Annotated in this window: 8 protein-coding genes and 1 pseudogene; 8 read left to right on the forward strand and 1 reads right to left on the reverse strand. The window is 74.1% G+C overall.

The genetic code is table 11. The features are described from left to right. Positions 1-22 precede the first annotated feature (22 nt). From NLX85_RS01555 to NLX85_RS01565, 3 genes are all read left to right on the forward strand, one after another. Positions 23-2,125 carry an alpha-1,4-glucan--maltose-1-phosphate maltosyltransferase gene (locus NLX85_RS01555; RefSeq protein WP_254331231.1) on the forward strand — a complete coding sequence of 701 codons (2,103 nt, stop codon included), beginning with the start codon at positions 23-25 and terminating at the stop codon, positions 2,123-2,125. Then, positions 2,113-4,215, forward strand: coding sequence for a 1,4-alpha-glucan branching protein GlgB (gene glgB, locus NLX85_RS01560; protein WP_254331232.1), 2,103 nt, complete (start codon positions 2,113-2,115; stop codon positions 4,213-4,215). Before NLX85_RS01555 ends, glgB begins: the two co-directional genes overlap by 13 nt. A 291-nt stretch (positions 4,216-4,506) precedes the next feature. Then, positions 4,507-5,964, forward strand: a complete 1,458-nt coding sequence (locus NLX85_RS01565; protein WP_254331233.1) for a hypothetical protein — start codon at positions 4,507-4,509, stop codon at positions 5,962-5,964. A gap of 131 nt (positions 5,965-6,095) precedes the next feature. Here NLX85_RS01565 and NLX85_RS01570 read toward each other — a convergent pair whose 3' ends face one another. Beyond that, positions 6,096-7,136: an App1 family protein gene (locus tag NLX85_RS01570; RefSeq protein WP_212837085.1), complete on the reverse strand. Its 1,041-nt coding sequence runs from the start codon at positions 7,134-7,136 to the stop codon at positions 6,096-6,098. A gap of 78 nt (positions 7,137-7,214) precedes the next feature. Here NLX85_RS01570 and NLX85_RS01575 point away from each other — a divergent pair. From NLX85_RS01575 to NLX85_RS01595, 5 genes and pseudogenes are all read left to right on the forward strand, one after another. After that, a pseudogene (locus NLX85_RS01575) lies at positions 7,215-8,865 on the forward strand (hypothetical protein). A 22-nt stretch (positions 8,866-8,887) separates the two neighbouring features. Then, positions 8,888-9,685 carry a peroxide stress protein YaaA gene (gene yaaA / locus NLX85_RS01580; RefSeq protein ID WP_254331235.1) on the forward strand — a complete coding sequence of 266 codons (798 nt, stop codon included), beginning with the start codon at positions 8,888-8,890 and terminating at the stop codon, positions 9,683-9,685. Between the two features lie 108 nt (positions 9,686-9,793). Then, positions 9,794-10,459, forward strand: a complete 666-nt coding sequence (locus NLX85_RS01585; RefSeq protein WP_254331236.1) for a hypothetical protein — start codon at positions 9,794-9,796, stop codon at positions 10,457-10,459. 164 nt (positions 10,460-10,623) lie between these two features. Continuing rightward, on the forward strand, positions 10,624-12,891 hold the full coding sequence (locus tag NLX85_RS01590) for a helix-turn-helix domain-containing protein (protein ID WP_254331237.1): 2,268 nt from the start codon (positions 10,624-10,626) through the stop codon (positions 12,889-12,891). A 189-nt stretch (positions 12,892-13,080) separates the two neighbouring features. Continuing rightward, complete coding sequence (locus NLX85_RS01595; protein ID WP_254331238.1) at positions 13,081-16,128, forward strand: S8 family serine peptidase; 3,048 nt, start codon at positions 13,081-13,083, stop codon at positions 16,126-16,128. The last annotated feature ends 97 nt before the right edge of the window (positions 16,129-16,225 follow it).

Here is a 16,225-nt window from a genome sequence, read left to right on the forward strand (position 1 = left end):
TCTCGCGCAGTAGGTTGAACCGGTGACTGGACGGTTCCCGATCGAAGACGTCTCCCCCGTCGTCGCCTGCGGTCGCTACCCGGCCAAGGCGGTGGTCGGCGAGATCGTGCCCGTGTCGGCCCGCGCCTACCGCGAGGGCCACGACGCGCTCGGCTGCAACGTGGTCTGGCTCGGCCCGGACGGCGCCGCCCGCCCGTTCACCCGGATGCGCCCCGGCGAGCCCGGCCAGGACCGCTGGCACGCCACCATCCGACCCGACGCGGTCGGCACCTGGCGGTTCACCGTGGAGGCGTTCCAGGACCCGTACCTGACCTGGCAGAACGCCGTCACCAAGAAGGTCGCCGCCGGCCAGGGCCCGGCCGAGCTGGCCAACGACCTGGCCGAGGGCGCCCGGGTGCTGGAAGCCGCACTCGACCTCGTGCCGAAGGACGAGCTGGACCGGGTCCGGGCCGCGGTCGCCGCGCTGCGCGACGACGACGAGGAGCTGCCCCGCCGGGTCGGCCCGGCGCTCGACCTGGCCCCGCTGCTCTGGGACCACCCGGTCCGCGAGCTGGTCACGACCGGCGACGAGCACAGCCTCTGGGTCGACCGGCCCCGGGCGCTGTTCTCCGCCTGGTACGAGTTCTTCCCCCGCTCCGAGGGCGCCATCCCGGCCACCGTCGACGCGCCCGCCCGCTCCGGCACCTTCGTGACCGCCCTGGACCGGCTGCCCGGCGTCGCCGCCATGGGCTTCGACGTGCTCTACCTGCCGCCGATCCACCCGATCGGCCGGGTCAACCGCAAGGGCCCGAACAACGCGCTCACCGCCGGGCCGGACGACGTCGGCTCGCCGTGGGCGATCGGCGCCGCCGAGGGCGGCCACGACGCCATCCACCCCGACCTGGGCACGCCGGAGGACTTCCGCGACTTCATCGCCGCCGCCGCCGAGCAGGGGCTGGAGGTGGCCATGGACCTGGCGTTGCAGTGCGCCCCGGACCACCCGTGGGTGACCGAGCACCCGGAGTGGTTCACCACCCGGGCCGACGGCAGCATCGCGTACGCGGAGAACCCGCCGAAGAAGTACCAGGACATCTACCCGCTGAACTTCGACAACGACCCGGAGGGCATCCGGGCGGAGATCCTGCGGGTGGTGCTGCACTGGGTCGGCGAGGGCATCCGGATCTTCCGGGTCGACAACCCGCACACCAAGCCGTTCGACTTCTGGCACTGGCTGATCCGGGAGGTCAAGAAGGTCGACCCGGACGTGCTGTTCCTCGCCGAGGCGTTCACCCGCCCGGCGATCATGCACGGGCTCGGGAAGATCGGCTTCACCCAGTCGTACACCTATTTCACCTGGCGCACGTCGGCGGCCGAGATGCGGGAGTACTGCGCGGAGCTGGTCGCGGCGGCCGACTACATGCGGCCCAACTTCTGGCCGAACACGCCCGACATCTTGCACGAGTCGCTCCAGCACGGCGGCCCGCCGATGTTCAAGATCCGGGCGGTGCTGGCCGCGCTGCTCTCCCCCTCCTGGGGCATGTACGCCGGCTACGAGCTGTTCGAGCACGTCGCCCGCCCCGGCGCCGAGGAGTACCTGGACAACGAGAAGTACGAGCTGCGCCCCCGGGACTGGGCGGGCGCCCAGGAGCAGGGCCGCTCGCTCGCCCCGTTCATCGCCACCCTCAACCGGGTCCGCCGGGACAACCCCGCCCTGCACCAGCTGCGCAACCTGCGCTTCCACGACATCGACAACCCGGCGCTGCTCTGCTGGTCCAAGCACGACCCGGACACCGGCAACACGGTGATCGTGGTCTGCTCGTTCGACTCCCGCGCCGTGCAGTGGGGCAACACCACCCTGGACATGCCGGCGCTCGGCTTCGACTGGCACGAGCGGTTCACCGTGCACGACGAGCTGACCGGCGCCGACTACGACTGGGGGCAGCGCAACGCGGTGCGGCTCGACCCGTACCTGCAACCCGCGCACGTGCTCACCGTGCGGCGGCCCGCCCCGCCGGCCGAGCCCGAGGCCGCGCCGCCGGCCCCGGCGGCGCCCGACCTGACCGTCGAAGACGTACCCGCCGACCTCTCCGGCGGCACCGCCCCGACCGCACCGGCCGCGAAGGACGACGCACGATGGACCAGCTGATCGCCGGCGAGACGCACGACCCGCACGCCACGCTCGGCGCGCACCCCGCCGACGGGCGCACCACCATCCGCACCCTCCGCCGGGGCGCGGCCGACGTGGCCGTCATCGCCGGCGACGAGCGGCACCCCATGAAGCGGGTGCACGACGGGGGCGTCTTCGAGGCCGTGCTGCCCGGCGAGGTGCTCGACTACCGGGTCGAGGTCGACGGCGCGGTGCACGACGACCCCTACCGCTACCCGCCCACCCTCGGCGAGCTGGACCTGCACCTCATCGGCGAGGGCCGGCACGAGCGGCTCTGGGAGGCGCTCGGCGCCCGGGTCTTCGACGAGGGCGTGGCGTTCACCGTCTGGGCGCCCAACGCCCGCGGGGCGCGAGTCATCGGCGACTTCACCGGTTGGGGGCCGGACGACGGCTGGCCGATGCGCTCGCTCGGATCGAGCGGGGTGTGGGAGGTCTTCGTGCCCGCCGCATCCGTCGGCAGCCGCTACAAGTACCGGATCCTCGGCGCCGACGGGCACTGGCGGGACAAGGCCGACCCGCTCGCGGCCCGCACCGAGGTACCGCCCGCCACCGCCTCAGTGGTGCACCACTCCCGGTACGCCTGGGGCGACGCCGACTGGCTCGCCCGCCGCGCGCGCCGGCAGCCGCACCAGGAGCCCATGAGCGTCTACGAGGTGCACCTCGGCTCCTGGCGCCCCGGCCTCGGCTACCGGGAGCTGGCCGAGCAGCTCACCGCGTACGTCACCGAGCTGGGCTTCACCCACGTCGAGTTCCTGCCCGTCATGGAGCACCCGTTCGGCGGCTCCTGGGGCTACCAGGTCACCGGCTACTACGCCCCCACCGCCCGGTTCGGCGACCCCGACGAGTTCCGCCACCTGGTCGACCGGCTGCACCAGGCCGGCATCGGGGTCATCCTCGACTGGGTGCCGGCGCACTTCCCCAAGGACGAGTGGGCCCTCGCCCGCTTCGACGGCACCCCGCTCTACGAGCACCCCGACCCGCGCCGCGGCGAGCACCCCGACTGGGGCACGTACGTCTTCGACTTCGGCCGCCGCGAGGTCCGCAACTTCCTGGTCGCCAACGCCCTCTACTGGCTGGACGAGTTCCACGTCGACGGGCTGCGGGTCGACGCGGTCGCCTCGATGCTCTACCTGGACTACTCCCGCCAGGAGGGCCAGTGGGCGCCCAACGTGCACGGCGGCCGGGAGAACCTGGAGGCCATCGCGTTCCTCCAGGAGGTCAACGCCACCGTCTACAAGCACCACGCCGGGGTGGTGATGGTCGCCGAGGAGTCCACCGCCTGGCCGGGCGTCACCCGCCCCACCGCCGAGGGCGGGCTGGGCTTCGGCTTTAAGTGGAACATGGGCTGGATGCACGACACCCTGCTCTACACCTCCAAGGACCCGATCTACCGCCAGCACCACCACCACCAGCTCACCTTCTCCCTGGCGTACGCCTGGAGCGAGAACTACGTGCTGCCCATCAGCCACGACGAGGTGGTGCACGGCAAGGGCTCCCTGACCGGCAAGATGCCCGGCGACACGTGGCAGCGGCTGGCCAACGTGCGGGCGCTGCTCGCGTACATGTGGGCGCACCCCGGCAAGCAGTTGCTCTTCATGGGCTGCGAACTCGCCGACGACCGCGAGTGGAGCGAGGAACGCGGCCTCGACTGGTACCTGCTGCACGACCCGGCGCGCGCCGGCGTGCAACGGCTCGTCGGCGACCTGAACCGGGCCTACCGGGCCACCCCGGCGCTCTGGACCCAGGACACCGACCCGGCCGGCTTCCGCTGGATCGCCGGGGACGACGTCGCCAACAACACCGTCTCGTTCATCCGGATCGCCCCCGACGGCCAGACCCTCGTCTGCGTGGCCAACTTCTCCGCGCTGCCGTTGGAGGGCTACCGGGTCGGCCTGCCCGCCGGCGGCGCCTGGACCGAACTGCTCAACACCGACGCCCACCACTACGGCGGGTCGGGGGTGGGCAACCTCGGCACGGTGCACGCCGAGAGCGTGCCCTGGCACGGCATGCCGGCGTCGGCGGCGCTGCGGGTGCCGCCCCTCGGCGTCCTCTGGCTCCGCCCCGCCTGAGACCAGCCCTCTGCCCCCTTCCCGCCGCTGCCCGCTGCCGGATCTTGGCGAGTTGCCGTTCGTGGCGAACGGTAACTCGCCAAGATCTCCGGGCGCCGCGCCCGATGTGCGCGGAGAGTAGCGCCATCGCCCGCGATCCCTACGCTGCGTGGAGATGTCGCGCGGAGCCGCGATCGACCTGAACGGACGTGCGTCACCCTCCGTACCGCTGAACGGATGCCGGACACCCGTGACGGACGAGGCGGAGGAGCTTCGATGGCGTGGAGCAGAGGCACAACCAGGCGACGGGGAATGGCGGGCCCGTCCCGGAACCGGAAGATCGCGGGCGGCGTGGCGCTGGCCATGACGGCCGGCGCGGCGTTCGCGGTCGCCACCGGCACCGGCCAGGCGGCCGAGAACTGCCAGGGCCTGGACACGGCGCTGCGCAACAACCTGACCTTCATCGCCGACCAGCGCCGCAACCCGGACGCCAACTCGGCGGGCCGGATCGCCAACCGGCAGGCCGTGGTCGACCTCATCCAGCAGCGCCGGACCGCCGCCGGCTGCACCGGGACGGTCGAGGTGGCCGGTGCGGCCTGCCCGAGCGTGCCGTGGGAGCAGGCGATGGGCACTCAGCTCGGCCGCGCCTGGGCGATGACCGAGCAGATGGCCGGCGAGCGCTCCGGGCAGCTCGTCGACCCGCAGGTCACCGGGGCACGGGTGAAGCGGCTCGCTGGCCTCGTCAACGAGGTACGCGGCATCGTGCAGGGCGCCCGGGAGGCACAGGCCGGAAAGGCCGGGTCCACGGCCGGCGAAGCCGGCAACGCCGGTGCGGCTGGCAACGCCGGTGCGGCTGGCAATGCTGGTGCGGCTGGCAATGCGGGCGGAGCCGGCAAGGCTGGTGGAGCCGGCAAGGCTGGTGGTGCGGCTGGTGCGGCGGGCGGCGCGGAGCGGGCCGCCGGCATCATCAACGCGATCGGCGGCCTCCTGGGGCAGATCGCCGCCATCGTGCAGGCGGCCCAGCAGGCGGACGATGGCCAGCAGGCAGGTGACGGCCAACAGGCAGGCGGGGCGCCGGGCGATCAGCAGGGTGCCGAGGAGCAGGACGGCGCGGGCCAGCAGAACGGCGGCGAGGCGGCAGCGGACCAGCAGGGCCAGGCCGAGCAGCAGGACGGTCAGGCGGCCGATGGGCAGCAGGACGGCGACCAGGCCGCAGACGGCGACCAGGCCGCGGACGGCGACCAGGCGGCCGACGATGGCCAGGCGGCAGCCGCCGGGAAGCGGGTCGCGCAGCGGCTTCAGCAGGTCCGAGCGCGCATCCAGCAGCTCCGGGCGATCGTCCAGCAGATCCGCGCCGCCCGCCAGGCCGCCCGCGACCAGCGCGGCCAGGGCCAGGACGTCGGTCAGGGCCAGAGCGGCCAGGGCCAGGACGTCGGTCAGGGTCAGGGCCGGGGCGCCGACCAGGCTCCCGGCCGGAACAAGGGCATGAACCAGGCCGGTGAGGGCGTGAACCAGGGTGGCCAGGGCCAGGTCTACATGGTCGCCGACCCGAGCGTGCCGGGCTGCGCCCCGTCCGACCCCGGCCAGGGCGTCGGCGACGCAGGCGGGCAGAACGGCGCCGACCAGCAGGAAGGCGCACGGGACGGCAGCAGCAGCGAACCCGCCGGCTCAACCGCAACCGACCCGGTCACCGAGGACCCGGGCACCGACGCCGGCATGACCGACCCCAGCGCCGATGCCGACGCCTCAATGACCGGTGCGAACGAATGAGGGATCGGGCACCGACACCGGCCCGCGGCATGACGCCCCACTGACCACCAGAGCGACGTCGATCATGAGGTTGACGGTTCTCGGAGAGATCGGCTTCGCCGTCAACCTCATGATCGGCACAAGAGGGAAGCTCAGACCAGCCCAGCTTCGCGGAGGAGTTTCCAGAGGCCGGCGCCGTCGGGGGCGGCCAGCCACTTCTGGCCCACCGGGCCGGCGGAGGGGCGGCCCGGCGGGGTGGGCAGGCTGCCGGCGAGCACCGACTGGGTGGGCGAGAGACGGCGAATCGCCACCCCGGCCACGTTGTCCGGGTGGGCGGCGGCGAACTCGCGGTAGATCTCCTGGTCGTGCTGCCCGTCGTCGCCGATGAGCAGCCAGCGGACGTCGGGGAACTCCCGGGCCAGCCGGGCCAGGGTGGCCCGCTTGTGCTCCCGGCCGCTGCGGAACCACCGGTCGGCGGTCGGCCCCCAGTCGGTGAGCAGCAGCGGACCGGCCGGGTAGAGGTGCCGGGAGAGGAACCGGGTCAGCGTCGGCGCGACGTTCCAGGCGCCGGTGGAGAGGTAGAAGACCGGTGCCCCGGGGTGGGCGGTGACCAGGCGCTCGTACAGCACCGCCATGCCGGGGACGGCGGCCCGGGCGTGCTCGTCGAGGACGAAGGTGTTCCAGGCGGCGAGCAGCGGCCTGGGCAGCGCGGTCACCATGACCGTGTCGTCGATGTCGGAGAGGATGCCGAACCGGACCTCCGGGTCGAGGATGCGGACCAGCGCCTCCACCGGCTCGGCGTCGGCCACGCTCAGGCGTACGCAGCCCCAGCCCGGGGTGAAGTCGGCCTTGATGACGGTGTCGACGAAGCCACTGCGGTCCGCGGTCGCCTCCTGCGTCACGCCGCCCGCCTCGATGGTGACCTTGGCGTGCTTGGCGGGCAGGGTGGTGAAGCTGCGCCAGCCCCGGACCTTCTCCAGCCGGCCGCGCTGGCGGGTGTCGGGGCGACCCAGCAGCACCCGGCAGAGCACCCGCGCCCAGCCGGGGGCGCCGTACCCGGCGTACGCGATGATGTTGGCCTGCCACCCGGTGCGCCGCAGCCGGCGCTCCACCAGGCCGTGCAGGGCATCCTCGATGCGGGCGGCCCGGTGCAGTTGCGGCACGGCCAGCTGGTCCGGTGGTGTGGGTGGCACGCTGTCACCCTGCCACAACCCGGGCGCACCGGCCACGCGAGTGGTCTGCGCCGATCCCCCCGCCGCCCGACGCCGGGCGTGACAGACTGCGGTCGAGGCGACGACGGGGGCGTTGGTCGTGTCGAGACCAGAGCGGGAGCCGGGACGATGGCGTCCGGCGCTGGACCGGCCGGCGCTGGTGGCGTTGCTGCTCGGTGTGGCCGGGGTGGGCTACCGGCTGGTGCTGACGCTGCTCACCCTGCCCACCTCGAACAGCGACGAGGCGACCTTCGGCCTGGCCGCCCTGCACATCGCCACCGGGAACGAGCGGCCGGTCTTCCTCTACGGCCAGCGCTACATGGGCATGCTGGAGTCCTACCTGGCGGCCCCGCTGGTGGGCTGGGCCGGGGCGAGCTGGCCGTTGCTGCGGCTGCCGCTGCTGGCGCTCTACGCGGTCTTCCTGTGGCTGGCGTACCGGTTGACCCGCCGGCTCTTCTCCCCCTGGCTGGCCACCTTCGTGGTGGGCCTGCTGGCGCTCGGCTCGGAGCGGGTGGTCCGCGACCAGCTCACGGCGGTCGGTGGCCGGCCGGAGGTGAAGCCGGCGGTGCTGGCGATGGTGCTGATCGCGGTGGCCCTCGGCGAGCGTCGGGTCCGGCACCGCTGGCTGGCCACCGGCCTGTTCGGGCTGCTGGCCGGGGTGGCGCTCTGGTCGGACTGGCTGATCGTGCCGTACCTGGCGGTGGCCGGGTTGCTGCTGCTCTGGGCCGCGCCCCGGGACCTGGTGGGCTGGCCGGGGGTGCTGCTCGTGGTGGGCTTCGTGCTCGGTGTCGCGCCGATGGTGAAGGACAACCTGGTGGCCCCGGACGGGCAGGACTCGCTGTCGGTGTTCCGGGAGATCAGCACCAAGGACGGCGCGACGCCGTCGCTGGCCGAGCGGCTGCACGGCGGCCTGCTGGAGGGGGTGCCGCTGGCCTCGGGGCTCTGCCCCATGGACGGCTGCGCCCGCTGGGCGCAGTGGTTCGGGCTGCTCTACCCGGTGCTGCTGGTGGCCGCCGCCGGGCTCGGGCTGGTCGCGTTCCGCCGGGCCACGGACCCGGCCGCGCGGACCCGGGCCGTGGCGGTCCTCGCCCTGGTCGCCGGGGCGGCGCTGACCCTGCTGGCGTACGTGCGCAGCCCCCTCGCCGCGACGGACCCGCTGGGCAACTCCCGGTACCTGTCGGTGCTCCAGATCTCGCTGCCGGCGGTGCTCTGGCCGCTCTGGCGCGCCGCCGCGCACGCGGTCCGGGCCACCGCCGGCGGGGCGGCCCGGCTCGCCGGCGCGCTCGCCGGGCTGGTGCTGGCCGCGCTGGCGGCCGCCACCCTCGCCGGCACCGCGGCGTTCGTGGCGGACGCCCCGTCGCTGCGCGCCGAGGAGCGGCAGGCCCGGGAGCTGGCCGACGCGGTGCGCCGGGCCGGGCTGCGCGAGGTGTACGGGGACTACTGGACCTGCAACCGGCTGATCTTCAACACCGGCGAGGCGGTGGCCTGCGCGGTGCTCGACGGCGACCTGAGCCCGGGGCAGAACCGCTATCCGGCGTACTGGAAGCAGGTGGGGCGGGCGGCCCGGCCCGGGTACGTGGTGGCCGTCGGCTCGTCGGCGGAGCGCGGGCTGCGCCGGATGCTCGGCGACCGGGCCGACGCGGCGGTGGTGGCCGAGGTCGGCGGCTATCGGGTGTACCACCCGGATGCCGCCGTGCGGCCGTGGCGCTGAACCCGGCCCGTACGCTGTGCCGATGCTCATCCTCCTGCCCCCGTCGGAGGGGAAGGCCGAGGCCGGCACCGGCCGGCGGCTGGACCTGTCGAAGCTCTCCCTGCCGGAGCTGAACCCGGCCCGGGAGGAGGTGCTGGCCGCCCTGGTCGACCTCTGCGCCGGCCCGGACGAGGCGGCAGCCCGCGAGGCGCTGGGCCTGAGCGAGGGGCAGCGCGGCGAGCTGCGGCGCAACGCGCGGCTGCGGGCGGCGGCCACCGCGCCGGCCGGCCGGATCTACACGGGGGTGCTCTACGAGGCGCTCGACCTGGCCACGCTGCCTCCGGCGGCGGAGCGGCTGGCCCGCCGCTCGGTGCTGGTCAGCTCGGGCCTGTGGGGCGCCGTACGCCTCACCGACCGGATCCCGCCCTACCGTTGCCCGGTCGGGGCGCGGCTGCCGGGCGTCGGGGCGCTGTCGGCGTACTGGCGCACGGCGCTGGCCGAGGCCATGGCGGCGGCCGCCGGGAAGGGTCCGGTGCTGGACCTGCGCTCCGGCGCGTACGCGGCCACCTGGGCGCCGCGCGGGGCGGTCGCCGAGCGCACCGTGACCGTGCGGGTGCTGCACGAGCGGGAGGTGGACGGGGCGCCGACCCGGTCCGTGGTGAGCCACTTCAACAAGGCCACCAAGGGCCGGCTGGTCCGCGACCTGCTCACCGCCGGGGCCCGGCCGCGGACCGCCGACGCGCTGGTCGGGGCGCTGCGCGAGCTGAAGTACCAGGTCGAGGAGCAGCCGCGGGCGGCCGGCCGCCCCCGCCAGGTCGACGTGGTCGTCACCGAGCTCTGAGGGCGGCTTGCCGCAAATTTTGCTCAAGGCTCGGTCGCAGCGGTTTCGCGGCACGGACGGCGGGGGCCACGGTTAGGGAACCCCGACACCGACCAAGGAGCTGTTCCGATGGCCCCCGAGTCCACCGCACTGCTCGACCGGCCCCGCCAGTCGTCACCACCCCCGCCACTGGACTGGCTCACCCTGGCCGACGCCTTCGAGGTCGCCTGCCTGGTGCGCTGCACCCCGCCACCGGCCACCGACGCGCGCCGGCTCGACGTCGGGGCGTACCGGGGCGGGATCGCCGAGTTCAACCGCGAGGACGCGGCGCACCGGATGCGGCAGCTGCTGCACCGGCTGGACGTGCCGGTGGAGCACGAGCTGGCCACGGGCGGCCTGCGCCGCCGGTACGAGCTGCACCGGCTGTCGGTGCCCCGGGAGCACCGGCCGGCGTACGCGACCCTGCTGGAGGCCGGCTGGCGGCAGGGCCGCCGGGAGCTGCTCGGCGGACCCTTCCCCGGGGCGTCCACGGCCCGCCGGGTGTGGCGGCCCCGGCTGGCCGCCGCGGCGTGGCGGGCGGCGCTGCTGGCCGGCGGCCGGCACGTACGCCGGCACAGCCTCGGCATCCGGCTGGCCGACCGGGACCTGGCCGCGGTGCTGGTCCGGGGCGCGGCGCTGCTGGAGGTCCCGGCGGTGCTGCGGCCCGGCGCGGGCTGCTTCCTGGTGAGCGTGGCCAACGGCCCGCACCGGGTGCGGATCACCGAGAGCGCCAAGCTGGCCCCGGCGGCCTGCTGAGCCACGCCGTGCCGCGGCAACACGCGCGCAACAGAGCCCGGTTAGCGTCCGTTCGTTGCGCCGCGACCTGCGGGCCGACACGTCACCGAAAGTGTGGACACAGCTTGCTTCGCCCCAGCGCCGACCATGCGGTCCCGCCCGCGTCGGGGTGGCACACCGGTGACGTGCGACAGCTGGCGGCCCTGCTGCGCGAACACCGGATGGCGGCGCGGATCAGCCAGGAAGCGCTCGCGGAGACGGCCGGGGTGGCCGTCCGGACCGTACGCAACCTGGAGGGCTCCCGGATCGCCCGCCCGCGTCGCCGGACCGTGGAGGAACTCGCGAACGCGCTCGGCCTGACCGGCGAACCGCGTGCCCGGCTGCTCCGGACGGTGCACGGGACCGCTCCGGCGCCGGCCTGGCAGCACAGCAGCCTCCCCCCGGTGGTGCCCGACTTCGTCGGTCGGCAGGCCGAACTGGACCAGCTGGTCGCGCAGGCACGGTGCCTCGCCGGACAGCCGGGGGGCAACGCCACGGTCGTGATCAGCGGCCAGCCGGGCGTCGGCAAGACCAGCCTGGTCGTGCGGGCCGCGCACGCCCTCGCGGCGGAGATACCCGGTGTCGCGTGCCACGTCGACCTGCGCGGCATGGACCTGGCGCCGCTCTCGGCCGACCAGGCGATGGAACAGCTGCTCACCACCCTGCGTGGCGGCCGGGGCGGGCCGTTGCCGCCCGGCCCGGGCGAACGGCTCGCCCTCTACCGGATGCTGACCGCCACCCGTCCCGGCCTGCTGGTGCTCGACAACGCCGCCACCGAGGCGCAGGTACGACCCCTGCTCCCGACGGGTCCCGGCTGGCTGACGCTGGTCTCCAGCCGGTTCAGCCTCGGCGGGCTGGAGAGCACCGGCCGGCTGCGTCTCACGGACCTCGATGAGGCCACCGCGACGAGGCTGCTCGAGGAGATCGTCGGCGCCGATCGGGTGTCCGCCGAACCGGAAGCCACCACCGAACTCGTCCGGCTGTGCACCGGACTGCCCCTCGCCCTGCGGGTGGCGGCCAACCGGCTCGCCTCCCGCCCGTCCTGGAGCGTCGGCTGGCTGGTCGAGCGGATCCGTGACGAGACCCGCCGCCTCGACCTGCTGCATCCCGGCGACGCCCGGCTCCGCGCCGGGTTCAGCCTGTCGTACGACCAGCTGCCGGAGATCGCGCGGCGGACCCTGCGCCGGCTCGCATTGCTGCCCTGGCCGGACTACTCCGCCGCCCCGGTGGCCCGGTTGCTGGGGGTCGACGTCGGCGCCGCCGAGGCGGCGCTGGAGACGCTGGCGGACGCGAGCCTCCTGTCACCGGCGGCGGCGCCCGACCGTTACCTGCTGCACGATCTGCTTCGCGTCTTCGCCGCCGAGCGCCTCGCCGCCGAGGAACCGCCGGTGGATCGCGACGAGGCCGCCGCCCGGGTCCGGGCGTGGTTGCTCGGGATGGTGGAGGTCGCCGGCCGATGGCTCGACCCCGACCCCAGGCGGGAACCGGCCGCCGACACCGCGTTCGGCGGTGTCCATGCCGCCATGGCGTGGCTCACCGCCGAGCGGCACGGCTGGTGGTGGGCCGTGCGGCAGGCCGCGGCGACCGGGCGGCACCGGGACGTGATCGCCGCCGCCGACGCGCTCTACTGGTACTCGGACCGCTACCACCACGTGATCGACTGGTCGGAGCTGTTCGGCCTCGCCGTCACCGCGGCGCAGGCCAGCGGCGACACGGTGGCGGAGGCCGCACAGCGCAACGCCCTGGGCTGGGTCCAGACCATGGTGCTGGACCGACCGGCGGACGCGGTCGCGCAGCACCGCGAGGCCCTTCGACTGGCCGCCGCGGCTGGTGACCGGCGCAACCTCGGCTGGGCGTGCTTCTACCTCACGGGCGAGCGCTACCGCGCCGGCGACCTGGCGGGCGCCGCCGAGGTCTGTGCTCGGGCACTGCGCGAGTTGACCGGCGCGGGGGACCTGACCGGGCGGATCATCGCGTCGTACACCCTGGCCGACATCCGGCGCCAGCGTGGCGACGCCGGAGCCGCGCTCACCCACCTCCGGCGCGCGCTCGACGACTGGCAGGCCGCCATGGTGGATCTACCGGCCCACCACCGCCTCGCCAGTCGACCCCTGACGGGTTGGATCCACGACCGGCTCGGACGGGCCCACGCGGACCTGGAGCAGTGGCCCGAGGCGATCGCCTCGATGGAGGCGGCAGCCGCCGACTTCGCGGCCGGGGGCGACCCGTACGGTTCGGGTGAAGCCGCGCTGGGCCTCGCCGAGGCGCTGCTGCGGGCCGGCGACTCCCGCGGGGAGCGGGTCCTGCTGGACGCGGTACGGGACTTCGAGGCCGACGGCGACCAGGCGCGGGCGGCTCGGGCTCGGCGGCTGCTCGCCCCCGGCCCGGGGCCCGACACGGCAAATTGCCGGTGATCTTGCCTGGTCGACCAGGGTCGTCGACCTTAGCGTCTGCTTGAACGTCATCCAGGTTGCCGACGACGAATCGCAGCCCGCCAATGGTGGTGAACCGAACCGGTTGGGGTGGCGTCGGCACTCCTCCGCATCGAGGGGGTGCGTCCACGCTTGGGAGCGCTTCCAAGCACTGGTTCTGGAAGGAGCCTCGTGGCTACGAGCACGAGTGGTACCCGGCGCCGAAGGGGACTCGCGATACCGCTGCTGGTCCTCACCCTGGCCGGCGCCGGCACGGTCGCCGGCGCGGGCACGGCGTCGGCAGCATCGACCGGGTCGCCCCGGGTCGCGGACAGCGGCCTCGACTTCACACCGGCCGAGAACGGCGACCGGGTGGACCTGACCGGCGGCGGGGGCCGAACCGGGAAGTCCGACACGAAGCCGGAGGTCGCCCCCACCGGCCCCGGGCGCTACGTCGTCGAGCTGGCCGAGGAGCCGGTTTCGACGTACACCGGCGGGATCTCGGGGCTGGCCCGGACCCGCCCGGCGCCCGGCAAGCGGCTGGAGCCGCACTCGGCGGCGGCGAAGGCGTACCGGCAGCACCTGGGCAACCAGCGCAGCGCCGTGGCCGAGGCGGCCAAGGTCAAGGTCGACCAGGTCTACACCACCGCCTTCGACGGGTTCTCCGCCACGCTGACTCCCACCCAGGTCGACGCGTTGAAGCGGGACAAGCGGGTCCGTTCGGTCACCGCCTCCCGGGCGTTCAGCATCAACCAGGCATCGCCGGGCGAGGCCACGCCCACCCCGACGCCCGCCGCGCCGACCGGTGCCGCGCCGGCCGCCGTGCAGACGCCCGCCGGGTCGAAGCCGGGCAGCGACACCGGCGCCGGGATCGTGATCGGCGTCCTGGACTCCGGCATCTGGCCGGACAGCCCGTCGTTCGCCAAGGCCATGCCGGCCCCGGCGGGCTGGCACGGCACCTGCCAGACCGGGTACGCCTTCGTGGTCGAACACTGCAACGGCAAGATCGTCGGCGCCCGGTACTTCGCCGACACGTACCTCGCCGCCACGGGCGGACTGCCGGAGGGCGAGTACCTCTCCCCCCGGGACATGGTCGGGCACGGTACGCACACCGCGTCGACCGCGGCCGGACTGCCCGTCGAGCACGTCACCATCTCGGGGCGGGACTTCGGTGCGATCTCCGGCGTGGCGCCGGACGCGCAGATCGCCGTCTACAAGGTCCTCTGGGGCGGTTCGGGGTACGACGCCGACATCATCGCCGGCATCGACGCGGCGGTCGCCGACGGCGTGCAGGTGCTCAACTACTCGATCGGGAAGCAGTTGGGGGACTGGGAACCGAACACCCCGATCGGCACCGCCTTCCTCAACGCCACGCTGGCCGGGGTCTTCGTCTCGGCGTCCGCCGGCAACGACGGCTTCAGCGGCGCGATCAGCAACGCCCAGCCGTGGGTGACCACGGTCGGCGCGGCGGTGACCAACGTGAACGAGGGGACGGTCCAGCTCGGCAACGGCACCGAGATCGTCGGCGCCTCGCTGGACGTCCTCCCCGGTGGCCAGGCCCGCCCGCTGGTCTTCGGCGAGCAGGCCGGCAGTCTGTACGACGGCTCGGCGTACTGCTACGGCCTGGACCCGGCGAAGGTGAAGGGCAAGGTGCTCGCCTGCGCCCTGGACTACCCGTACGGCCAGGTGGCGGAGGCCAAGGCCAACGGCGCCGCGGCGCTCATCCTCTTCGACCCCTGGGGCAACTTCCGGGTCAACTCGATCTACGACTTCCCGGTGGTCTACCTGAACACCAGGGAGCAGTCCGGCAAGCTCTTCAACTACCTGATGCGCCACCCCACCGACGGCACCGCGCTGGTCACCTCCGGCGGTGACGGCTCCAGCGTCCCCGGCGTGCCGAGCGTCGCGGACTACTCGTCGACCGGGCCGGACAAGACGCACAACGGGCTCATGAAGCCCGACCTGGTCGCGCCGGGCAGCGACATCATCGCGGCCGTCTCCCCGCCCGGTAACTTCGGCCGGCAGTACGACGCGTACTCCGGCACCTCGATGGCGGCCCCGCAGGTGGCCGGCGCGGCAGCGATCCTGCGGGCGGAGCACCCCGACTGGTCGCCCGGTGCGGTCGCCTCGGCGCTGCGGACCACCGCCACCGACACCGTGGGCACCGCCAACCCGCTCGCCCAGGGCAGCGGCATGCTCGCCCTGGACCGGGCCGACGACCCGGGGCTGGTCATCGAGCCGGCCGCCGCGGACCTGGTCGCATTCGGTGCGGCGGCCCAGCCGGACGGCCGGGACCTGAACCTGCCGTCGATCTCGCTGCGCGAGTACGACGGGACCAGGTCGGTGACGCTGACCCGCAAGCTGACCAACGTCGGCGGCAGGCAGGAGACGTACCAGGCCTCGGTCACCGGGCTGCCGGGCATGCAGGTCAGCGTGTCGCCGAAGGCGGTGACGGTGCCACCGGGCAAGACCGCCACGGTCACCATCACGCTGCGGCGCGGCAGCGCGCCGTGGGACCGCTATGTCACCGGCGCGATCACCTGGCGCAGCACCGCCCACGAGGTACGGATTCCGGTCGCCGCGCGCCCGTGGGGCATCTCCCCCCGGATCTACGACGACAACCTGGAGGAGTTCGGCCGGCTCGTCAACGGCGCCTACGGGCTGCTGGAGCCGGGCTTCACCGGCAAGATCTCCGGCCGGTCGACCGGGTACACCCCCATCCAATGGAACTCGTACTCGATGCCGGCGGGAGTCAACGGCGGCGTCTTCGACCCGGAGGCCCTCGGAGTGCGGGCGCACACCTTCACCGTGCCGGCGGGCAGCGCCGGGATCGTGGTGGAGACCGCCACCGACGACCCGAACACCAACCTCGACCTCTGGCTGTACAAGGGTGACAAGCTGGTGTACCGGAGTGCCGCCGACTGGCACAGCAGTGAGCGGGCCTGGGTCTTCATGCCGGAAGCCGGCACCTACACGGCGTACGTCTTCGCGGAAGCCTCCGGCGGCCCGGTCGTCGACTACCGGCTCGGCCACGTGATCCTCAGCCGCGACGGCCACTACGCCCCCGCCACGCTGGAACTGCCGGCCAGGGTGGAACGGGGCACGACCCCGTCGTACAAGCTCCGACCGAACGCTCCGCTGGAGGAGAACGTCGAGTACTGGGCGTACACCGAGTTCGCCGTCAACGGGGAGGTGGTCCCCGGACATCTGGCCTCCACCACGCAGTACTTCTGGGAGTGACGCGCTGATACCGGATCCGGTGGGGCGGAGCCCTCAGCTCCGCCCCACCGGGCCGCAACCCCGCCGGGCCGCCGGCCCGGCGGGGTTGCGCGACGGG

The sequence above is a fragment of the Micromonospora sp. A3M-1-15 genome, assembly GCF_024213425.1.
Taxonomy (GTDB): Bacteria; Actinomycetota; Actinomycetes; order Mycobacteriales; family Micromonosporaceae; genus Micromonospora; species Micromonospora chersina.

Bases quoted from the DNA above. Each gene is read 5' to 3' on its own strand.
- glgB (WP_254331232.1), top strand. From the start codon at position 2,113: ATGGACCAGCTGATCGCCGGCGAGACGCACGACCCGCACGCCACGCTC.
- NLX85_RS01565 (WP_254331233.1), top strand. From the start codon at position 4,507: ATGGCGGGCCCGTCCCGGAACCGGAAGATCGCGGGCGGCGTGGCGCTG.
- yaaA (WP_254331235.1), top strand. From the start codon at position 8,888: ATGCTCATCCTCCTGCCCCCGTCGGAGGGGAAGGCCGAGGCCGGCACC.
- NLX85_RS01585 (WP_254331236.1), top strand. From the start codon at position 9,794: ATGGCCCCCGAGTCCACCGCACTGCTCGACCGGCCCCGCCAGTCGTCA.